Origin of the sequence: Acidiplasma sp. MBA-1 (genome assembly GCF_000949015.1) — an archaeon.
GTDB lineage: Archaea > Thermoplasmatota > Thermoplasmata > Thermoplasmatales > Thermoplasmataceae > Acidiplasma > Acidiplasma aeolicum.
Map to the genome: position 1 here is coordinate 273,450 of NZ_JYHS01000003.1, position 16,611 is coordinate 290,060.

Consider the following 16,611-nt stretch of genomic DNA (forward strand, 5'->3'; position numbering starts at 1 on the left):
ATATTTTATTATAAATGGTTTTTACTAATATGTTAATACGAATTTAGTAATAAAAATACGAAAATTTTATTTAGTTGTATGATATCATGTTATGATAATATATGTCACAGATAGGTATACTTGATACAACACTTCGTGAGGGTGAGCAGACACCGGGGGTTCTTTTTAAGGAGAATCAGCGGGTTGAAATAGCAAAATCACTTTCCAGGGCCGGTGTCGCCATGATAGAGGTGGGGCACCCACTGGTATCTGAGGATATTTATAGCGGCATTAAAAAAATAATGGGTTTAAAAAATACCGGTGAAATAAAATCAGAAATAATAGCACACAGCAGGGCGGCCCATATGGATATTGATTCAGCAGCATCATTAAACGTTGATAGAATAGCAATATTCTATGGTATAAGTGATATTCACCTTAAATACAAAACAAATAAAACAAGATCTGAGGCACTGGACATAATTTATGATGCGGTCAAATATGCATCATCATATGGCATAAAGGTTAGGTTCACTGCTGAGGACGCAAGCAGGGCCGATATTAATTTTCTCCGTGACGTTATTGTAACCGCCAGGGATGCAGGTGCGGATAGAATATCACTTGCCGATACACTTGGTATACTTACGCCTGAAAGTACAGAACGCCTTTTTAAATCAGTTTCTGATATAAAAAATGTTGAATACGATATCCATGCACACAATGATATGGGCATGGCAGTATCAAACAGCTATACTGCAGCACTTAACGGTGCAACAATAATACACAGCACAATTAATGGTCTTGGGGAGCGTGTTGGCATAACTCCCACACAGGTGATTGCCGCCATGCTAAAATATCATATGAACATTGATGTGATTAATTTAAAAATGCTCATGGAAATATCACGGCAGGTGGAGGATTACACAGGTATATCAATGCCACCAAATTATCCTGTAACTGGGGATTTTGCATTTACACATAAATCAGGCGTTCATGTACAGGGAATAATAAAAAACTCATCAACATATGAATTTTTAAGTCCTGAAATTTTTGGCAGAACGCGCAGATTTACAATAGATAAATATTCTGGAAAGCACGCAATAAAGGAAAAACTTGCAAACATGGGCATAAATGTTGGTGACGACGATATAAATTACATATTAAACGAAATTAAAAGCACAAACAGGCCATATAATGATGATGATTTAATGTCTATGGCATTAAATAAAACCTCTTTCAAATAATTTTAATGCAGCAGATCTCCATAAATTCTTATTTAATAATATGTAAATGCCAGATGCAAAAAGTATTGATGATGATATTATGACTGCGTAAAATGACAGTAATATAAATAAATTGATAATAATGAATGGTATTATTAAAACCATGTAAACTGAATTTTTTATGCTATTTCTGATCTGAATAAATTCAGGGTCCTTTATCTGCCTTGGGTTTGTTCTCATAAGGACAAGGACCCCAATAATTATCATTGATGGAATATTGAATAATATTATTATGGTTACATAATAATAAATACCTCCAATAAATATATATTCCAGTAAAAATATAACTGCACTTGGAATCATTATTGTGTAATACCTTAAAACCTTACCAAGCAAAAAATACCTCATATAAACTGCAGGATCGACCGAGTTAAATGAAAGCCATCCCCTCTCATACATAAAGGTATTCTGGATCATCGAAATTGAAAATATGGTTAAATAGAGAATAAAAAGTATCATAATAAATTCCGATAAAAAACCCTTATCTGGAATTTTTATGAAAAAATAGAATATTAACATGGCAATAATTACACCGGGAGGAATAAATATGAACATATTGTAATTTTTTACAATCCCTCCCCTCATGTATACCATATAATACGATTTTTTTAATATGGACATGCATCCTTTTTTAGAATAAAATCCGATATTATCGGATTCCAGGCTTTTACCCGATATTGAAAGGTCTGAATAGTTCTCCAGGCCTTTAATGGAAAAGTACATGGCAATTATCATGGAGGCGATTATAATCAATGTCCCTGAATATATATGCCCAAAAATAAATCCTAATGGGCCGTAACCAAAAATTGCAGTTGAGGCAATGTATAATATAATAATGGACGCAATTAAAATTTTATATTTTTGCATTGAAATTGAAATTAATTCAGATGCCACGGCAAAAAAAGAAAAAATCACGGTATCAGTCATTGCAATAGCCTTGCCATAAATTCCTGAAACAGTATAAACTGAAAAAGGAAGCAAAAAAATAAGCAACATCATACCTGAAACAATATAATATGATATAAAGATGGCCAAAGCGAAATCTGTTTTTTTTATTGGTGAAACATAAAGAAAATCTATATCAGATTTCATAAGAGGTATCCTGCTGGGTCTGCTAAATAATAATATAAATATTGCAGAGATTAGAATATATACATATCTGTATTCAGGGAGATAAAAATTTATGCCTGTAATTGAACTTATAATGGAAACATATATCATAATTATAATTAAAAGCATGAAAAATACTGTAAATCTTGTTGAAAGTATTAATTTTATGACCTTACCCAACATTTAACATCAGCCTTTCCACTATTGTTTCTATACTTTCATTTTCTCCTGCCATACTCTCAAGCTCTGGCATTGTCCCCTCCCATTTTATTCTTCCATTATTAATTATTATTACCTTTCCTGACAGCCTCCTTGCAATTTCCATGATATGCGTTGAAATTACCATTGTTGCATTTAATCCATTTAAAAGATCACCCACCTTTCTCTGTGTGGGTATATCAAGATAATTTAACGGTTCATCCAGCAAAAGTATTTTTGGATTATGTATTACTGCCAGTGCAATTGATAATTTCTGCCTGTTACCCCTGGATAATGTTAAAACCCTCTTCTTTCTGTATTCATATATCTCCAGATAATCTAATAAATAATTAATTCTTTCCTCCAGATTTTCGACACCGCGTATCGAGCCTATGTATTCAAGATTTGAAATTACGCTTAAATTTGGGTACGGGTATGCATCCTCAGGTAAATATCCTATGTATTTTTTTGCCTCTGATGTTAATGGATCCAGACCGTTTATTTTAACGCATCCGGAGTCAGGTTTCAATATGCCTGTTAAAATTTTAAGCAGTGTACTTTTTCCGGCACCATTAGGGCCCAGAATTGAAACCCGTTCGCCCCCGTTTATATTTAAATTTATACTGTCAAGGGCTGTAAAATTTTTGAAAGTTTTTGAAATATTTTTTGCGGTAATGTCATACATATTTTAAAATAAACGCAAGGTTTTATTAATTTTTTCTTATTAAATGGTGAGATAAATCGTGTAAACTCACTAAGATAAATCTCTATTTTTTTAATTGATTATTATTTAAATTCCCCTTTTGCATGAAATATGCAATGCTTATCCCTGCTATGTATAATATTCCAAGAAAAATAATGTATTTATCCGCCATGGCATAAATGTAATATACATATAATGTAAATGCACTTACATTGACAGGGCCAATGCTTTCCATGTACAGTTTCTTGCTTATATTAAAATAAACAGTGTAGAGTCCGGGTGGCAGTTTAATATGATAGTATGTTAACCTGTAACTTCCAATGGTTTCATGTTCTCCAGACGAATAATTATAAATTTTGTTATAATTACTCGATACAATATTAATGTACGAAGAATTTATATTACCAGTGTAATTTGTTTTTACAGTGATATTATAATATCCAGATGTCTGTGTAAATGGACTTATTATTGTTTCCATATATGTCTGGTTTTCACTGGTTGTTGTTACACCACTGGAATGATAAAAATCAGTTGAATATATGCCGGCAACCACAAGAAGCATGATTATGAGGACTATTAATCCACCAAAAAATCGTGGTTTAAATCTGTAAATTCCAGAATAATGCATCAAAATGAATATTACCACAGGTATTGCAAATACAAGAATTATGGCCTCAGGTACGTAAAGCGCCATTACAAAAATTAATATGGATATTACTGTTGATATTACTGGAACAAGTATCTTGCCGTGTTTTTTTAAAAATTCCTGTGATCTCATTTTATGATTATTTTTTGGTATTATATATTGTTAAGCAATAATTATTAATAGTAATTTTATATTGCAAAATTATGCTTCCCAGTATTGAGGAATTAAGGAAAATGAGAAAATCCCTTGGCATAAGCCAGAAGGAGCTGGCAAGAATAAGCGGGGTAAGCCAGTCTTACATAGCACGTCTGGAAAAGGGAGAAATAAATCCGGCATATGACAAGGTTAGAAAAATTTTTGAATATCTGAATGCCTCCGGTAATAAGGCAAGGGAGATAGACCTTAAGGCAGAAATCATCATGACAAAAAATGTTGTTACATGTGAAATGAACGATTCAATTATCACCGCATTAAACAAAATGAGGGAGAAAGGATTCTCTCAGCTACCGGTTGTTACCTCTGATAGAAGAATTATAGGTACAATTACTGAGTCGGATATAAACGATATGCTAATAAAGGGAACATCCATTGAATCTTTAAAGCACCTTACAGTTAGAAAGGTCATGGGTGCAGTACTCCCACAGCTTGATAAGGACAGTCCCATATCAATGATTTACCCGCTTTTAAAGTATTCAAATGCTGTTCTTATTGTGGATGGCACCGAACTAAAAGGTATTATAACAAAGGCCGATATACTAAAGGCGGTTGAAACATATGGGTAATATTGTACTGTTTGTATTATACTCCATAATTCTTTTTCTGCCGGCATACATTGCAAATCCCGGGGCCGTAATTACCGGTGGGCATATTAAAATAGACATGGGCAAAACATTTCATGGGAAGCGCATACTTGGTGATGGGAAAACATGGTCTGGTTTCATTGGTGGGTCGCTAATAGGTGTTGTCTCTGGTATTATAATATATTATATAACATTACTAATTCATGTTCCATACGGAACCTATGGGGCCAATCTTGTTTCCACAGTTCTGGTTCTCATACCAATGAGTTTTGGTTCCCTGCTTGGTGATTTAACAGGGTCATTCATAAAAAGAAGGATAGGGTTGAAGAGTGGTGCCAGGGGATCAATACTTGATCAGTGGCCATTTGTGCTGGTCTCATTTCTTATGATATACATTTTTGCGAGACCATTTTTTCTAAAATTTTATGGTAATTTTATAGCAATTATAGTGCTTTTAATTATTACACCGCCAATACACAGGGGAGTTAACATACTGGCTTATAAATTTAAAATGAAGGATGTACCATGGTAAAGATGGTTATAGCTGTTAGAAAGGACCTTGAAATGGGCAAGGGTAAAATAGCTGCACAGGTTGCCCATGCTGCGGTTTCATGTGCATTAATCTCCATGAAAAAAAATAAAAAAATATTTAGCGAATGGCTTTCTGAGGGGCAAAAGAAGGTGGTTATCAAGGTGGATGGCCTGCAGGAAATATATAAACTAAATGAAATCTGCAGGGATGCCGGGATTATAACACAGATTATCACAGACGCAGGCTATACCCAGATAATGCCAGGTACAGTGACATGTATTGGCATAGGCCCAGATGAGGATGAAATTCTGGATAAAATTACCGGGGCCTACCATCTGCTTTAACCATCTTTTTTTGATAAAATATTTTTTTAAAAAAGCAAATATTTTTATTCACATAAATTATATAATTATGTGATTTTAAAAAATTTATCAAAAATCTATTATGTAATGGTTTGTGTGAAGAGGCCGTTTAGCGTTCTTCTATTTTTATTAAAATATCGCACTAACCCTTTGTATTACATGGATATAACTTTTAAAAATAATGTTAAAATAGAAAACACAACACCTGGTATGGCATGGTCTTTAATAACATATTATTACTGGGCAGGAAAATTACATTTGTTTTCAGATGAAGATATAATGGACCTGGCCAGCACTGGCAGTGAAATATCCAAAAAACTTGTTGAAAATCTTGGAACAAATACCGGTTATTTCAGAAGTATACAGGGAAAGGATGCTTTATTATACATGCTGATTAGAACGTACAGGCCAGAAATATGCGTGGAAACAGGGATATCGGCAGGTTTCTCAACATATTATATTCTCAAAGCCCTTGAAAAAAATGGCAGTGGAACACTTATAAGTATTGATATCAAGGATGAGGTAACAATGGCTAATAAAAAATTTATGGCAGGCTGGCTGGTCCCTGATAACCTGAAAAACAGATGGCAAAAGGTTATAGAAAGCTCCGATATTGCCCTTACAGCAATATCCTTAAAAATAGATTTTTTTGTTCATGATTCAATGCACTCCGAGGAATATATGTTAAGGGAATATCTGTGGGCAATGGAACACCTGAATATTAATGGAATTCTGGCATCAGACGATATTGACTGGAATGATGCATGGAAAAAATTTATAAGACAGCATAATAATTTTAAGGAAATGATAAAAACCCCAACTTTTGGTGTGGCAATAAAAAAATACAACTAATTTTAAAATTTATTAGGATTAAATAATTTATTAAACTGTGCAAATAAATTATATTTTTTCAAGGGCATTTTTAAAATCATCTATTAAATCCTCAGAATCCTCTATACCAACAGAAAGCCTTACAAGGTTATCCGTTATGCCTGATGCTGCCCTTTCCTCAGGAGACATTGCCTTATGCGTGCCCTCAACAGGTATCGATATAAGGCTTTCAACACCACCAAGACTAACCGCGTATTTTGGTATTTTTAAATTTTTAATTAATTTATGTGAATTTTCTATTCCGCCCTTAACCTTAAATGATATCATACCACCGAATCCCTTTAAATTTTTCTCGGCTATTTTATGGTATTCATTATCCCTTAATCCAGGATAATACACCTTTTCAATTTTTTGAGAGTCATTAAGAACCTGCGCAAGCTCCATGGCATTTTTATTATGCCTTTCCATTCTTATGCCAAGCGTTTTAAGCCCACGATAAGCAAGATAGGCCTGAAATGCGTCGGGTGTGCCACCAAATGTTTTTCTGGAGAAGGCAAATTCATCATAATATCTGTTAAATCCTGCAAGGCCAATAAGAAGGTCAGAATGGCCTGATATGTATTTTGTTCCACTATGCAAAACAAGATCTGCCCCCATTGAAACCGGGTTTTGATTATAAGGTGTGGCAAATGTGGCATCCGTGGCAATTCTTATTCCCATTTCATGACATATTTTTGATAAATTTATTAGATCAGGAACCTCAAGTAGAGGATTTGTTATTGATTCAATATATAGTAATTTATAATTTTTATTTTTTAAATTTCCACTATTCAGGTCTTCCACGGTTGTAAAATCAACGTTTATATTGTATTTTGGCAACACATTTGAAAAGAACTCAAAGGTCTGGCCATAAAGCTCATTTATTGTAAGTAGTGAATCACCTGATTTTATCATGGCCATTACACTTGATGTTATTGCAGACATTCCAGAGGAAAATGCCAGTGCGTGTTCAGTATTTTCCAAATCCGCGTATTTCCTCTCAAATGATTCAACTGTTGGATTCCCCCATCGTGAATATATGTAATCTCCTGAAACACCATTATCATTGAATTCAAATGTGGAGTTTTCAAAAACTGGAGTAACAACATTACCCACACCATCTATGGTCATATCACCGGAATGCACACATTTTGAATTAAAACCCTTATTCACCATAAATAACCATATCTGTATTTAAATATTAAACTTTGTATATATCAAATTTAAATTTTCACCGGTTCTAATTTTCTTTGGATGTTTAAGAAGGCAAGTATGATTATACCAGCCGCAATTGAAACAATACCAGCATAAGCATATGAGAATTCAGGGCTTATTTCATACAGGAAACCCATAATAAGATTTGCAATAAAATATCCAACTGATCTTGAAGAGGATAGAATTCCCATGCCGGCACCAAGCTTTGATGCATCCACAGATTTTGATATTATTGATGGTTCATATGTCTCAACTATGCCAAACGCCACAGATGCAATTATAATTGAAATATAAAATCCTGGCAGGCCGAGGCCATAAATTAGAGTTATTACAATTCCAAGTGTACCGGCACCTGAAAGTATGTAACCAAATATGGCAAGTGAGGAAATTTGACTTTTAATATTTACCCTGCTGAGTATGTATCCTGTCAGTGAGGAAAAACCCAGAAATATTCCATATGATACAATACCGGAGATAATTTTAAGGCTCTGGCTGTAATCCGCATTCTGTGCAACGGTTATTATTGGAAATCCCATGCTGTAGGATCCAAATCCAAAAAGTGAGGTGGCTATTATTATACCATAAAAAATATATTTGTTATTTTCCAGAACTGTTTTTTTATTGCTTTTTTTTAGAGGCAGGTGTTTATTTGATTTAATCGATGCCAGTATTAATGTGGAAATTATTATTGGAAAAATGGAGAATAAGAATAAATATTTGTATGTAAAATTTAAAAGTATTAATATAACAAGAATCAAAATTGAAATTATACCACCGCCAACATCAAGGCTGTGAAGTATCCCAAATGATGATGTCCTCTCATTTTCTTCTGTATTCTCTGCCAGAAACGCCCTCCTTGCCGGGGACCTTAAATTTCTCATCCACCATCCTGTGGAAAAAAGTCCAACAGATATTAATGGTATATATGTAAACCCTGTGAATGATAAAAATGGTATCAGGCTGTTCCCTGCAACTGCCACATTCTTGCTCCCATATCTGTCGCTTAATTTACCACCTAAATAGGAAAATAATGATCCAAATCCAAAAATTAATGCCTCAGCAATACCGAAATATATAAAATTTAATTTCAGCACAAAGACTAGATATACTGGCAGAAGGGCCATTGCCCCCTGATACCCCATATCAGCAAACATCGCGGAGAGACCAACAAAATATGCAATTCTTGGTGCCTTCATTACTTGGACACTATTTATAAATATATATTAAACTTTTTCAATATGAAAGCATTGAGAAGCATGAAAAATATTTATGAAAGGAATAAAAATTGGAGTATTCAGAACATATAAGGGAATTCTTATACATGCAGATTTAATGCATTATATAATATAATTAAAATTGCAGCCACTGAGACATTTGTCAGAATAGATTTATTGGGGTTTATACAGGAAGGTTAATCATCAAAGAGATGATAAGTTCCAAAGTTGTGTGTTAACATGGTTAACAGAAAATAATTTATGTATCATTTATTAATTATTCATTATAAAAGTGAAATATGAAATATTATGTGAAAAATTTCTCCTGCAATAAATGTTATGCCTGCCGCACCAAGTGCAAGCAATGATGCCCTGACAGCGGTTTTTAATATGGGTGTGTTTAAAGACAAAGCAACAACGGCGTTTGCAAATCCCTGTGTTAATCCCACCGCAATAATGGATACAAGAATTGCAGCATATTTACTAAGAAAAACAAATGGGAGTATTGGAATGGCCGCACCCACTATATATGATATTGCAGTGTTTAGTGCAGAGTTTGATGCCTCCTTGGAATAATTTTCAATTAAATCATCTATTTTCCTGCTCTTTGAAAAAATATGCTTTCTATTAAGCATGGATATTTTATATTCAGATTCAGACTTCTGTGCCAGATAAGAACCCAAGGTCATGCTGAATGTTCCACTAATTCCAACAACAAAACCGCTTAATGCTATGTAAATATTATTTGATATAATTGCTGTAAGACCTGCAAGTGTGGCAAGTATCTCAACCAGGCCATCACTCATGCCATATAAAAAATCCCTGCTCTTTTGAATGGTTTTCTCCTCAATTGATATTTTCCCGGCAAATATATCCTCATGCTCCATTTCCTGTGTGATTAGGTCCCTTACCTTTTTTTTGTAATCCTCATTGCCCTTATAGGAATCTATATATTCCTTATATTTCCTAACAGAGGCGTATTCACCATGCTCAAGCAGATTTATTATTAAATTCCTTCCTATTATAAACCTTACAATTTTAAGCCCAAAATATTTTAATTTTCTATATGTTATTTTGTTTATATCTATGCCTGGTTTCTTTTTTAATTCATTCCCCCAGAAATTTGCATGCTCCTTTTCTGTTTCAGCAAGGTGCTCTAAATTTTTTTTCATTTCCGGGTCTGCTATTTTATTATGAAGGTATGTATAGAATACCATATCTGTAAGTTCATCTCTTAAAAAGCGTTTTTGGTATTTCCAGTCCTCAGATGCCATCCGATTAATATTATGGAATTTTATATATAATTTTACAAAATTAGGATAACCTTATAAAAAATAAATAAAATTTTCAACAAGTAAAAATTGCAGGAAATTAGAGGATTTATAATATTCCATTAAAAAAGTTTTTAAAGATAGGTAAATTATATAAATCATGGAAGAGAATAAAATGTTAAAAAAAATTGTTATTAATACAGAACTGCCAGGTCCAAAGGCTAGGGAGATCATAAATATGGACTCTAAATTTCTGGCAACATCCACGAAATCATTACCAGTTGTGGCCTGCAGGGCCAGTGATTGTTATATTGAGGATGTTGATGGCAACGTATTTTTAGATTTTTCAAGTGGAATAAGCACATCAAACATTGGGTACTCAAACAGCCACCTTATTTCCGCGGTTGAGGATCAGATGCATAAAATGTGGCACTTTGCAGGTACTGATTTTTATTATAAAATTCAGGTTGATGCTGCGGAGGCCCTAATAAATGTTATGCCAGGTTCAAGGGATAAAAAGGTATTTTTTACAAATTCTGGAACCGAGAGCAATGAGGCCTCAATAAAATTTGCTAAAAGTTTTACCAAACGGCCTCAATTTATAGGATTCATTGGTGGTTTCCATGGAAGAACCATGGGGTCCCTGGCATTTACTGCCTCAAAGGCCACACACCATGAATATTTTTATCCTGAAATGCCTGGTGTGCACCACATACCATTTGCAGATCCATATAGAAATCCATTTGGAATAGATGGTTATGAAGACCCTGAAAATCTAACAGGTGCTGTGGTGGATTACCTCAAGGATTATGTTCTTGACAGATATGTACCTGCAGAAAGTGTTGCGGGTATTTTGGCAGAACCAATTCAGGGTGAGGGCGGTTACATAGTGCCACCAAAATATTTCCATAAAAGAATGATGGAACTCGCACATGAGTATGGCATGCTTTATATAATGGATGAGGTACAAACAGGCTTTGGAAGAACAGGTTACTTCTTTGCATCTGAATATTTTGGTATTGACCCTGATATTATGTCGCTTGCAAAATCCATAGCATCCGGAATACCAATGGGGGCATCAATTGTAAAATCAAAATATGATTTTGAAAAGTCAGGATTGCATTCAAATACATTTGGTGGCAATATGCTGGCCTGTGCTGCAAGCATAGCAACAATAGATGAAATAAAATCAAAGAAAATGGTTGAGAATTCAAATAAAATGGGTTTCTATTTAAATAAGAGGTTAAGGGAATTGCAGGAAAAATATCCAAGCATAGGGGATGTCCGCGGCCTTGGATTAATGCAGGCCATTGACTTTGTTATGGATGCAAAAAGCAAAAAATACAATAAAAAATTAAGAGATAATGTTATAGAATCCTCTTTTAAAAAGGGTCTTATACTTCTCGGTGCCGGAGAGAGTGCAATAAGGTTCATACCACCATTGATTATTAGAGAGGAACAGATAAATGATACCATGGAAATACTTGATAATTCGATAAAAGAAAATTTATGAATTTAAATAATCAATAAGTTTTATTAAGGGCAGACCTTTATGCCATTTTAATATAAAATTACCATTTTTTGTTATTTCCTGCTTTGGAAGCAGTTCATACAGCCCGCGCATTCTGCCCGTGTAATTTTTATCGGATTCTATTGAGAAAAATCTCCATGGGTCTCCCTTTACCCCCTTTAATCTGTATGCATATGTAATGAAAAGTCCAGAATTTATGCACCTGTTATTTAATTTTATGGCCTGTTCCTGTTTCACTCCGGATGATTCACTAAACGTAAGCTGTTCCCTCTCGGAGGATTTTACCTCAATAACCATGGAGTAATCATCCCTTAAGGAGATAAGATCTGCACCAAATGAACCTGCTGTTCTGGAAACATAGAAAGGTTTTGATATTAATGAATACAGAATATCCCTTGAAACAGGATCAAGATTTTTACCAATCTTTTCTATGGTTTTAATATTTCCTGAAAGTATGTTTAAAAGCTCTCTTTCATATATGCTTCCATTCATGATATCACTTGTTCAAATTTTTTCTTGCCTCCTCCAATAGTTCTATTCTCATCTTATTTCTTAATTCACCCTCGTGGTACCTCCTTTCCTCATCAGGACCCTGAATTTTAAGCCCGGGAATCTCTATGGAATGCCCGCTGTCATCTATGGCAACATAGGTAAAATAGGCCCTGGTTGTAATTTTATTCTCAGCAGTTTCAACGTTCTCAGATTTCACCGTTATTTCCACCTCCATGGTGGATCTTGTTACATAGGTAATTCTGGAATGTATGTTTACTATATATCCAAGTTTTACAGGTGATAAAAAGAAAAGGCTGTCAATGCTGCCTGTAACAACCTTTGACCTTGCATGCTTAAATGCCGTGATGCTTGCTATGTTATCCATCCATTCCACAAGCCTTCCACCATAAAGATTTCCAAATGAATTAGTATCCTCAGGTAAAACAAGCCTGCTCATCTCAGACTCTGATTCGGAAACAGTTTTTTCATTCATGCCTATAAATGTCAGACAATTTAATAATTTTATTCATTTTAAACATATTCTAATTATCTTATATTTAACCATTAAAACGGAAAATATTGTATTAGGACATAGGATATTATAAATTACCTGTTATTAAAAACGGTAAACTAATCAATAATAAAGCTATACACATAAATGGATTTATCTCCATTACAGGTAAAATATCCCAGGGGTGTTAAAACATCCGGTGGAAAGTTATATGAGGTTAATAAAAATGACATAGGCAATGAGAGTATTTTTTCAATTCTGTATCCTGTTGAACAGACAAAAAATATTGCATTGCATTTAATTGAGGCCGGTTTCTCTGATGCCACTCCAAGCTTTTATAAGGGTGAAAAATTCAGCCTTTCAAGGATAATAAAATTTCCATGGGAACTTCATTTAAGGTTATTTGAGCATAAAAATAAGGGTAAAATATTTGCACATGTTGAGATATCACGAAAATATTTTGAGCATCTTTTTATTATACAGCCTGTGGTTTATGAGGTACTTGATATACTGCAGGATAAATTTACAGGCATACAGGTAAATTATGAACCTGAAAATAAAATTGTTAAGGGTTTTTTAACAAATTATAATGTTAAACTGTTACCGCCTGAAAATTTAATAGAATGGGACCCGCTTTTAAACATAATTTATTCAGAATTTACAAAATATAAGGAAAACATAAGGGAAATCCTGGACAGGATAGAAAAAATATTAAATCTATAATTTTTTTGTAAATCTTTTAAGTTTATGCCCGCATACAGGGCATTCTTTAATGTCCTCATTATAAATTTTATGGCATCCGGTACACCGGTATAACCATCTTATTTCCCTTTTTATTTCATTTATGGATGCACCAGAATATTTTATTTTAAGCCTTGATGCAACGTTCTGTATTGCATAATCATCAGTGATTATTATGGCATTAAACTGCAATGCCAGTGCAATTATATCCATATCAGTGCTGCTTAATACATTATAATCCCCTGTTTTTTTGGATGCCTCCTTAACAATGTTAAGATACCCCTCTTCTGGTCTATAAACCCTTATGTTTTCCATGGAATCAATCAAATATTTAATATTTCCATGCTGAATTTCATTAATCACACTTTCAGGAAATATGAGATTTCCGGCTGCAATGTTAATCTTTCCTGATAAAATTGCTGAGGTATCAATTACATAATAAATATTATTTTCCACAGTACCATATTTTTTAAAATGTATAAATATATTGGTATTTAATCCTATCAGTAAATCAAATAGATTTTTAATGATTTTTTAATGTCAAATAATGGATCTAATTTTTTACATAATTTTAATCATCATTGGTATTGCAGTTGGGGCACTAACAGGTATAACCGGCAGCAGCGGTGTTATAGTTGTTGTTCCGGCCCTATCATTTATGGGCATAAATTTTAAAACCTCAATAGGCACCAGTCTTCTTGTTGATGTCATAACCACAACGATTGTTATTTATGTATATTTTAAGAAGAAAACCATTAATGTGGCAGCCGGAATAATTTTGGGAATCGGTGCCGTAATCGGCGCGCAGATAGGATCGAATATTGCCCATATACTGCCGGTCATCCCACTGGAAATTATATTTACTGCCATGGCTGCATATATGGCGTATTATTCCATTAGAAAATCATATAATATGAATAAAAAAGGAATAAAAAAATGGAATTTAAATAAGTTCTTTTCCTTCCTTTTTGGATTTATACTGAGCATACCAATAGGTATACTTACAGGTGTAATAGGCACCAGCGGTGGCATAATGTTTATACTTATAATAATACTGCTTTTTTCCATGAGGGCCCAGGATATGGTTGGAACAGCCACACTTGCAATGTTTTTATCCGCTCTGTCGGGTTCTCTTGGGTATGTCAGGATAGGGCATATAAATTATGTGGCATCCATAATCATTGGTGTTATCGCCCTAATTTCAGGCTATTATTTTTCAATTTATGCCCATAAAATAGACCAGAAGTATATCTACAGATTCCTTGGTGTGGTGTTTATAATAGTGGTTGTCAGTGAATTGATTAAAATATTAATATTATGATAAAATTGATTTTCCAAGGTTAGAATAATATGCACCAAGATATTTAAAATCCCTGTAATTGCATGCCCTGCACTCCTTATTTTTTTTAATATTTATTTTTGTGATATCTGTATTAAATGCATCAATAAAATAAAGGTCCCCTGAAATAGAACCTCCAAGCATTATCCTAACTGCCATTGTAACGGCCATGGATGCAATTGCGGATGGTACCGGGCTTAAAACTCCGGAAACAGCACATGATGGCATTTCAACAGGATCATTATTATAGCATGCATAGCATGATGTTCTTCCCGGTATTATGGCCTTTATCTCCCCGTACATCTCAATTGCAGATGTAAATATCCATGGTTTGTTAAATTTAATGCATGCATCATTTATAATAAATCTGGTGGTCATGTTGTCTGTGCCATCAAAGACAAGATCAGATTTCTCAACCAGATATGCCTTTGAAGCATCAAAAGTCTCATTATAATACTCAATATCAAGATACGGATTGATTTTTTTAATTTTTTTAAATGCTGTTTCTGCCTTGTACTTTCCAATATCATCATAATCATAAAGCAACTGCCTATGGATATTGCTTATCTCTATGATATCCCTGTCTATGATAATAAGCTTTTTTATACCCAGCCGGGCAAATAGATTGGCTGCTGCACTACCTGTTCCACCGAGACCAATTACAAGCACAGTCTTCTGAAGCAGTTGCCCCTGTCCGGTGCTGCCAATGAATTTTAAAGCCTCCTGCCTTGCGTACATCTGATTCATTTTAATTTAAAATATTTAAATAGTTTTTAATCTTTTCCAAATTCTATCCTAAATGTCATATTAATAATACTCTTGAACTGTTGGCTAATGTAACAAGATTAAAACTTGTGATGCCCATTATAGGAATGCCAAACAGATGCAATCAATTGGATAACTTAATAATATATGTTGAAATAAAAAACAGGATACTATGGATTCAGAGATTAAAAATAAGTGGCTTCTGGCTGGTAAAATCGGAAGGAAAGCACTTGAATATGCGCAGACCTTAATAGAACCCGGTGCACTCTTTTATGACGTTGCAGAGAAAACCGAGCAGTTTATCAGGGATAATGGTGCTGAACCATCTTTTCCTGTTAATTTGTCAATAAATAATGAGGCCGCACATTACACACCATTCGAGGGCGATAAAAAGAAATTTAAAACAGGCGATCTTGTAAAGGTTGATCTTGGAGCCATGATTGACGGTTATATATCAGACAATGCAGCCAGCATTGAGGTTGGCAACACCGGCAATTATTCAGATTTAATTGATTCAACCAGGGAGGCCTTAAATGCTGCAATTAAAATCTTAAGGCCAATGGTTAATATTTATAAAATAGGTGAGGAAATAGAAAATGTTATAACATCATACGGATTTAAGCCGGTAAAAAACCTTGGTGGTCATGGAATAAACAGATATGATTTGCACTCGGAAATATTTATACCAAACTATAATGATGGCAATGATGAAACAATTAAAACAGAGAAGGTTATTGCCATAGAACCATTTGCAAGCACCGGGCTTGGATTAATACATAACGGTCAGCTTGGAAATATTTATATAATCGATGATACAAAGGTCAGGGACAAAAATGAGATAATATATAAAAATTTTAATACAGTTCCATTTGCTGAGAGATGGCTGGCAAAAATTAAAACAGATTATAAGGAATACATCAAAAAAATGATGTTAAGCAGATACATCTCCGGATTCCCCGTGTTAAAGGAACACAATAAGGCAATGATTGCACAGTCAGAGCATACAATCATGATCTTAAACGATGAGATAATAGTAACAACATTATAAA

Annotated in this window: 19 protein-coding genes; 9 read left to right on the forward strand and 10 right to left on the reverse strand. The window is 33.9% G+C overall.

Features of this window, described 5'->3' with window-relative positions:
- Positions 1-101: 101 nt before the first annotated feature.
- Complete coding sequence (lysS, locus tag TZ01_RS07135) at positions 102-1,223, forward strand: homocitrate synthase (RefSeq protein ID WP_048102102.1); 1,122 nt, start codon at positions 102-104, stop codon at positions 1,221-1,223.
- Here the strand turns inward: lysS and TZ01_RS07140 are convergent.
- The 3 genes from TZ01_RS07140 to TZ01_RS07150 all read right to left on the reverse strand — a co-directional run bounded on the left by TZ01_RS07140 (position 1,200) and on the right by TZ01_RS07150 (position 4,051).
- A complete protein-coding gene (locus TZ01_RS07140) occupies positions 1,200-2,555 on the reverse strand; it encodes a hypothetical protein (protein WP_048102103.1) in 1,356 nt (451 codons plus the stop codon). The two genes, lysS and TZ01_RS07140, sit on opposite strands and share 24 nt — an antisense overlap.
- Complete coding sequence (locus TZ01_RS07145; RefSeq protein ID WP_048102104.1) at positions 2,545-3,255, reverse strand: ABC transporter ATP-binding protein; 711 nt, start codon at positions 3,253-3,255, stop codon at positions 2,545-2,547. The genes TZ01_RS07140 and TZ01_RS07145 overlap by 11 nt, the downstream gene beginning before the upstream one ends.
- Positions 3,256-3,337: 82 nt before the next feature.
- Positions 3,338-4,051: a hypothetical protein gene (locus tag TZ01_RS07150; RefSeq protein ID WP_048102105.1), complete on the reverse strand. Its 714-nt coding sequence runs from the start codon at positions 4,049-4,051 to the stop codon at positions 3,338-3,340.
- A gap of 71 nt (positions 4,052-4,122) precedes the next feature.
- Here TZ01_RS07150 and TZ01_RS07155 point away from each other — a divergent pair, with 71 nt between their 5' ends.
- From TZ01_RS07155 to TZ01_RS07170, 4 genes are all read left to right on the forward strand, one after another.
- On the forward strand, positions 4,123-4,701 hold the full coding sequence (locus tag TZ01_RS07155; RefSeq protein ID WP_048102106.1) for a CBS domain-containing protein: 579 nt from the start codon (positions 4,123-4,125) through the stop codon (positions 4,699-4,701).
- Positions 4,694-5,251, forward strand: a complete 558-nt coding sequence (locus TZ01_RS07160; protein WP_048102107.1) for a CDP-2,3-bis-(O-geranylgeranyl)-sn-glycerol synthase — start codon at positions 4,694-4,696, stop codon at positions 5,249-5,251. Before TZ01_RS07155 ends, TZ01_RS07160 begins: the two co-directional genes overlap by 8 nt.
- Positions 5,245-5,595 (forward strand): peptidyl-tRNA hydrolase Pth2, encoded by a 351-nt coding sequence (gene pth2, locus TZ01_RS07165; protein WP_048102108.1) that lies wholly within the window; start codon positions 5,245-5,247, stop codon positions 5,593-5,595. The genes TZ01_RS07160 and pth2 overlap by 7 nt, the downstream gene beginning before the upstream one ends.
- A gap of 177 nt (positions 5,596-5,772) precedes the next feature.
- A complete protein-coding gene (locus TZ01_RS07170; RefSeq protein WP_048102109.1) occupies positions 5,773-6,465 on the forward strand; it encodes a class I SAM-dependent methyltransferase in 693 nt (230 codons plus the stop codon).
- A gap of 48 nt (positions 6,466-6,513) precedes the next feature.
- On the opposite strand, the gene TZ01_RS07175 is transcribed toward TZ01_RS07170, so the two are convergent.
- The 3 genes from TZ01_RS07175 to TZ01_RS07185 all read right to left on the reverse strand — a co-directional run bounded on the left by TZ01_RS07175 (position 6,514) and on the right by TZ01_RS07185 (position 10,186).
- Complete coding sequence (locus TZ01_RS07175) at positions 6,514-7,659, reverse strand: PLP-dependent transferase (RefSeq protein ID WP_048102110.1); 1,146 nt, start codon at positions 7,657-7,659, stop codon at positions 6,514-6,516.
- A 47-nt stretch (positions 7,660-7,706) separates the two neighbouring features.
- Positions 7,707-8,894, reverse strand: coding sequence for an MFS transporter (locus TZ01_RS07180; protein WP_048102111.1), 1,188 nt, complete (start codon positions 8,892-8,894; stop codon positions 7,707-7,709).
- Between the two features lie 302 nt (positions 8,895-9,196).
- The gene (locus tag TZ01_RS07185) at positions 9,197-10,186 is read right to left on the reverse strand and encodes a VIT1/CCC1 family protein (protein ID WP_048102112.1); all 990 of its coding nucleotides are present in this window, start codon (positions 10,184-10,186) and stop codon (positions 9,197-9,199) included.
- Between the two features lie 157 nt (positions 10,187-10,343).
- Here TZ01_RS07185 and TZ01_RS07190 point away from each other — a divergent pair, with 157 nt between their 5' ends.
- On the forward strand, positions 10,344-11,696 hold the full coding sequence (locus TZ01_RS07190) for an acetyl ornithine aminotransferase family protein (protein ID WP_048102113.1): 1,353 nt from the start codon (positions 10,344-10,346) through the stop codon (positions 11,694-11,696).
- Here the strand turns inward: TZ01_RS07190 and TZ01_RS07195 are convergent.
- On the reverse strand, positions 11,691-12,206 hold the full coding sequence (locus TZ01_RS07195) for a hypothetical protein (protein WP_048102114.1): 516 nt from the start codon (positions 12,204-12,206) through the stop codon (positions 11,691-11,693). The two genes, TZ01_RS07190 and TZ01_RS07195, sit on opposite strands and share 6 nt — an antisense overlap.
- A gap of 4 nt (positions 12,207-12,210) precedes the next feature.
- Entirely contained in the window at positions 12,211-12,699 is a 489-nt protein-coding gene (locus TZ01_RS07200; RefSeq protein ID WP_048102115.1) for an acyl-CoA thioesterase, read from the reverse strand.
- 165 nt (positions 12,700-12,864) lie between these two features.
- On the opposite strand from TZ01_RS07200, the gene TZ01_RS07205 reads away from it, so the two are divergent.
- Positions 12,865-13,440 carry a hypothetical protein gene (locus TZ01_RS07205; protein ID WP_048102116.1) on the forward strand — a complete coding sequence of 192 codons (576 nt, stop codon included), beginning with the start codon at positions 12,865-12,867 and terminating at the stop codon, positions 13,438-13,440.
- Here the strand turns inward: TZ01_RS07205 and TZ01_RS07210 are convergent.
- A complete protein-coding gene (locus tag TZ01_RS07210) occupies positions 13,435-13,914 on the reverse strand; it encodes an NOB1 family endonuclease (protein ID WP_231563440.1) in 480 nt (159 codons plus the stop codon). The genes TZ01_RS07205 and TZ01_RS07210 overlap by 6 nt on opposite strands.
- Positions 13,915-14,005: 91 nt before the next feature.
- Here TZ01_RS07210 and TZ01_RS07215 point away from each other — a divergent pair, with 91 nt between their 5' ends.
- On the forward strand, positions 14,006-14,779 hold the full coding sequence (locus tag TZ01_RS07215; protein ID WP_048102118.1) for a sulfite exporter TauE/SafE family protein: 774 nt from the start codon (positions 14,006-14,008) through the stop codon (positions 14,777-14,779).
- Here TZ01_RS07215 and TZ01_RS07220 read toward each other — a convergent pair.
- Positions 14,774-15,544, reverse strand: coding sequence for a HesA/MoeB/ThiF family protein (locus tag TZ01_RS07220; protein WP_048102119.1), 771 nt, complete (start codon positions 15,542-15,544; stop codon positions 14,774-14,776). The two genes, TZ01_RS07215 and TZ01_RS07220, sit on opposite strands and share 6 nt — an antisense overlap.
- 190 nt (positions 15,545-15,734) lie before the next feature.
- On the opposite strand from TZ01_RS07220, the gene map reads away from it, so the two are divergent.
- Complete coding sequence (gene map / locus TZ01_RS07225) at positions 15,735-16,610, forward strand: type II methionyl aminopeptidase (RefSeq protein ID WP_048102120.1); 876 nt, start codon at positions 15,735-15,737, stop codon at positions 16,608-16,610.
- Position 16,611 lies beyond the last annotated feature (1 nt).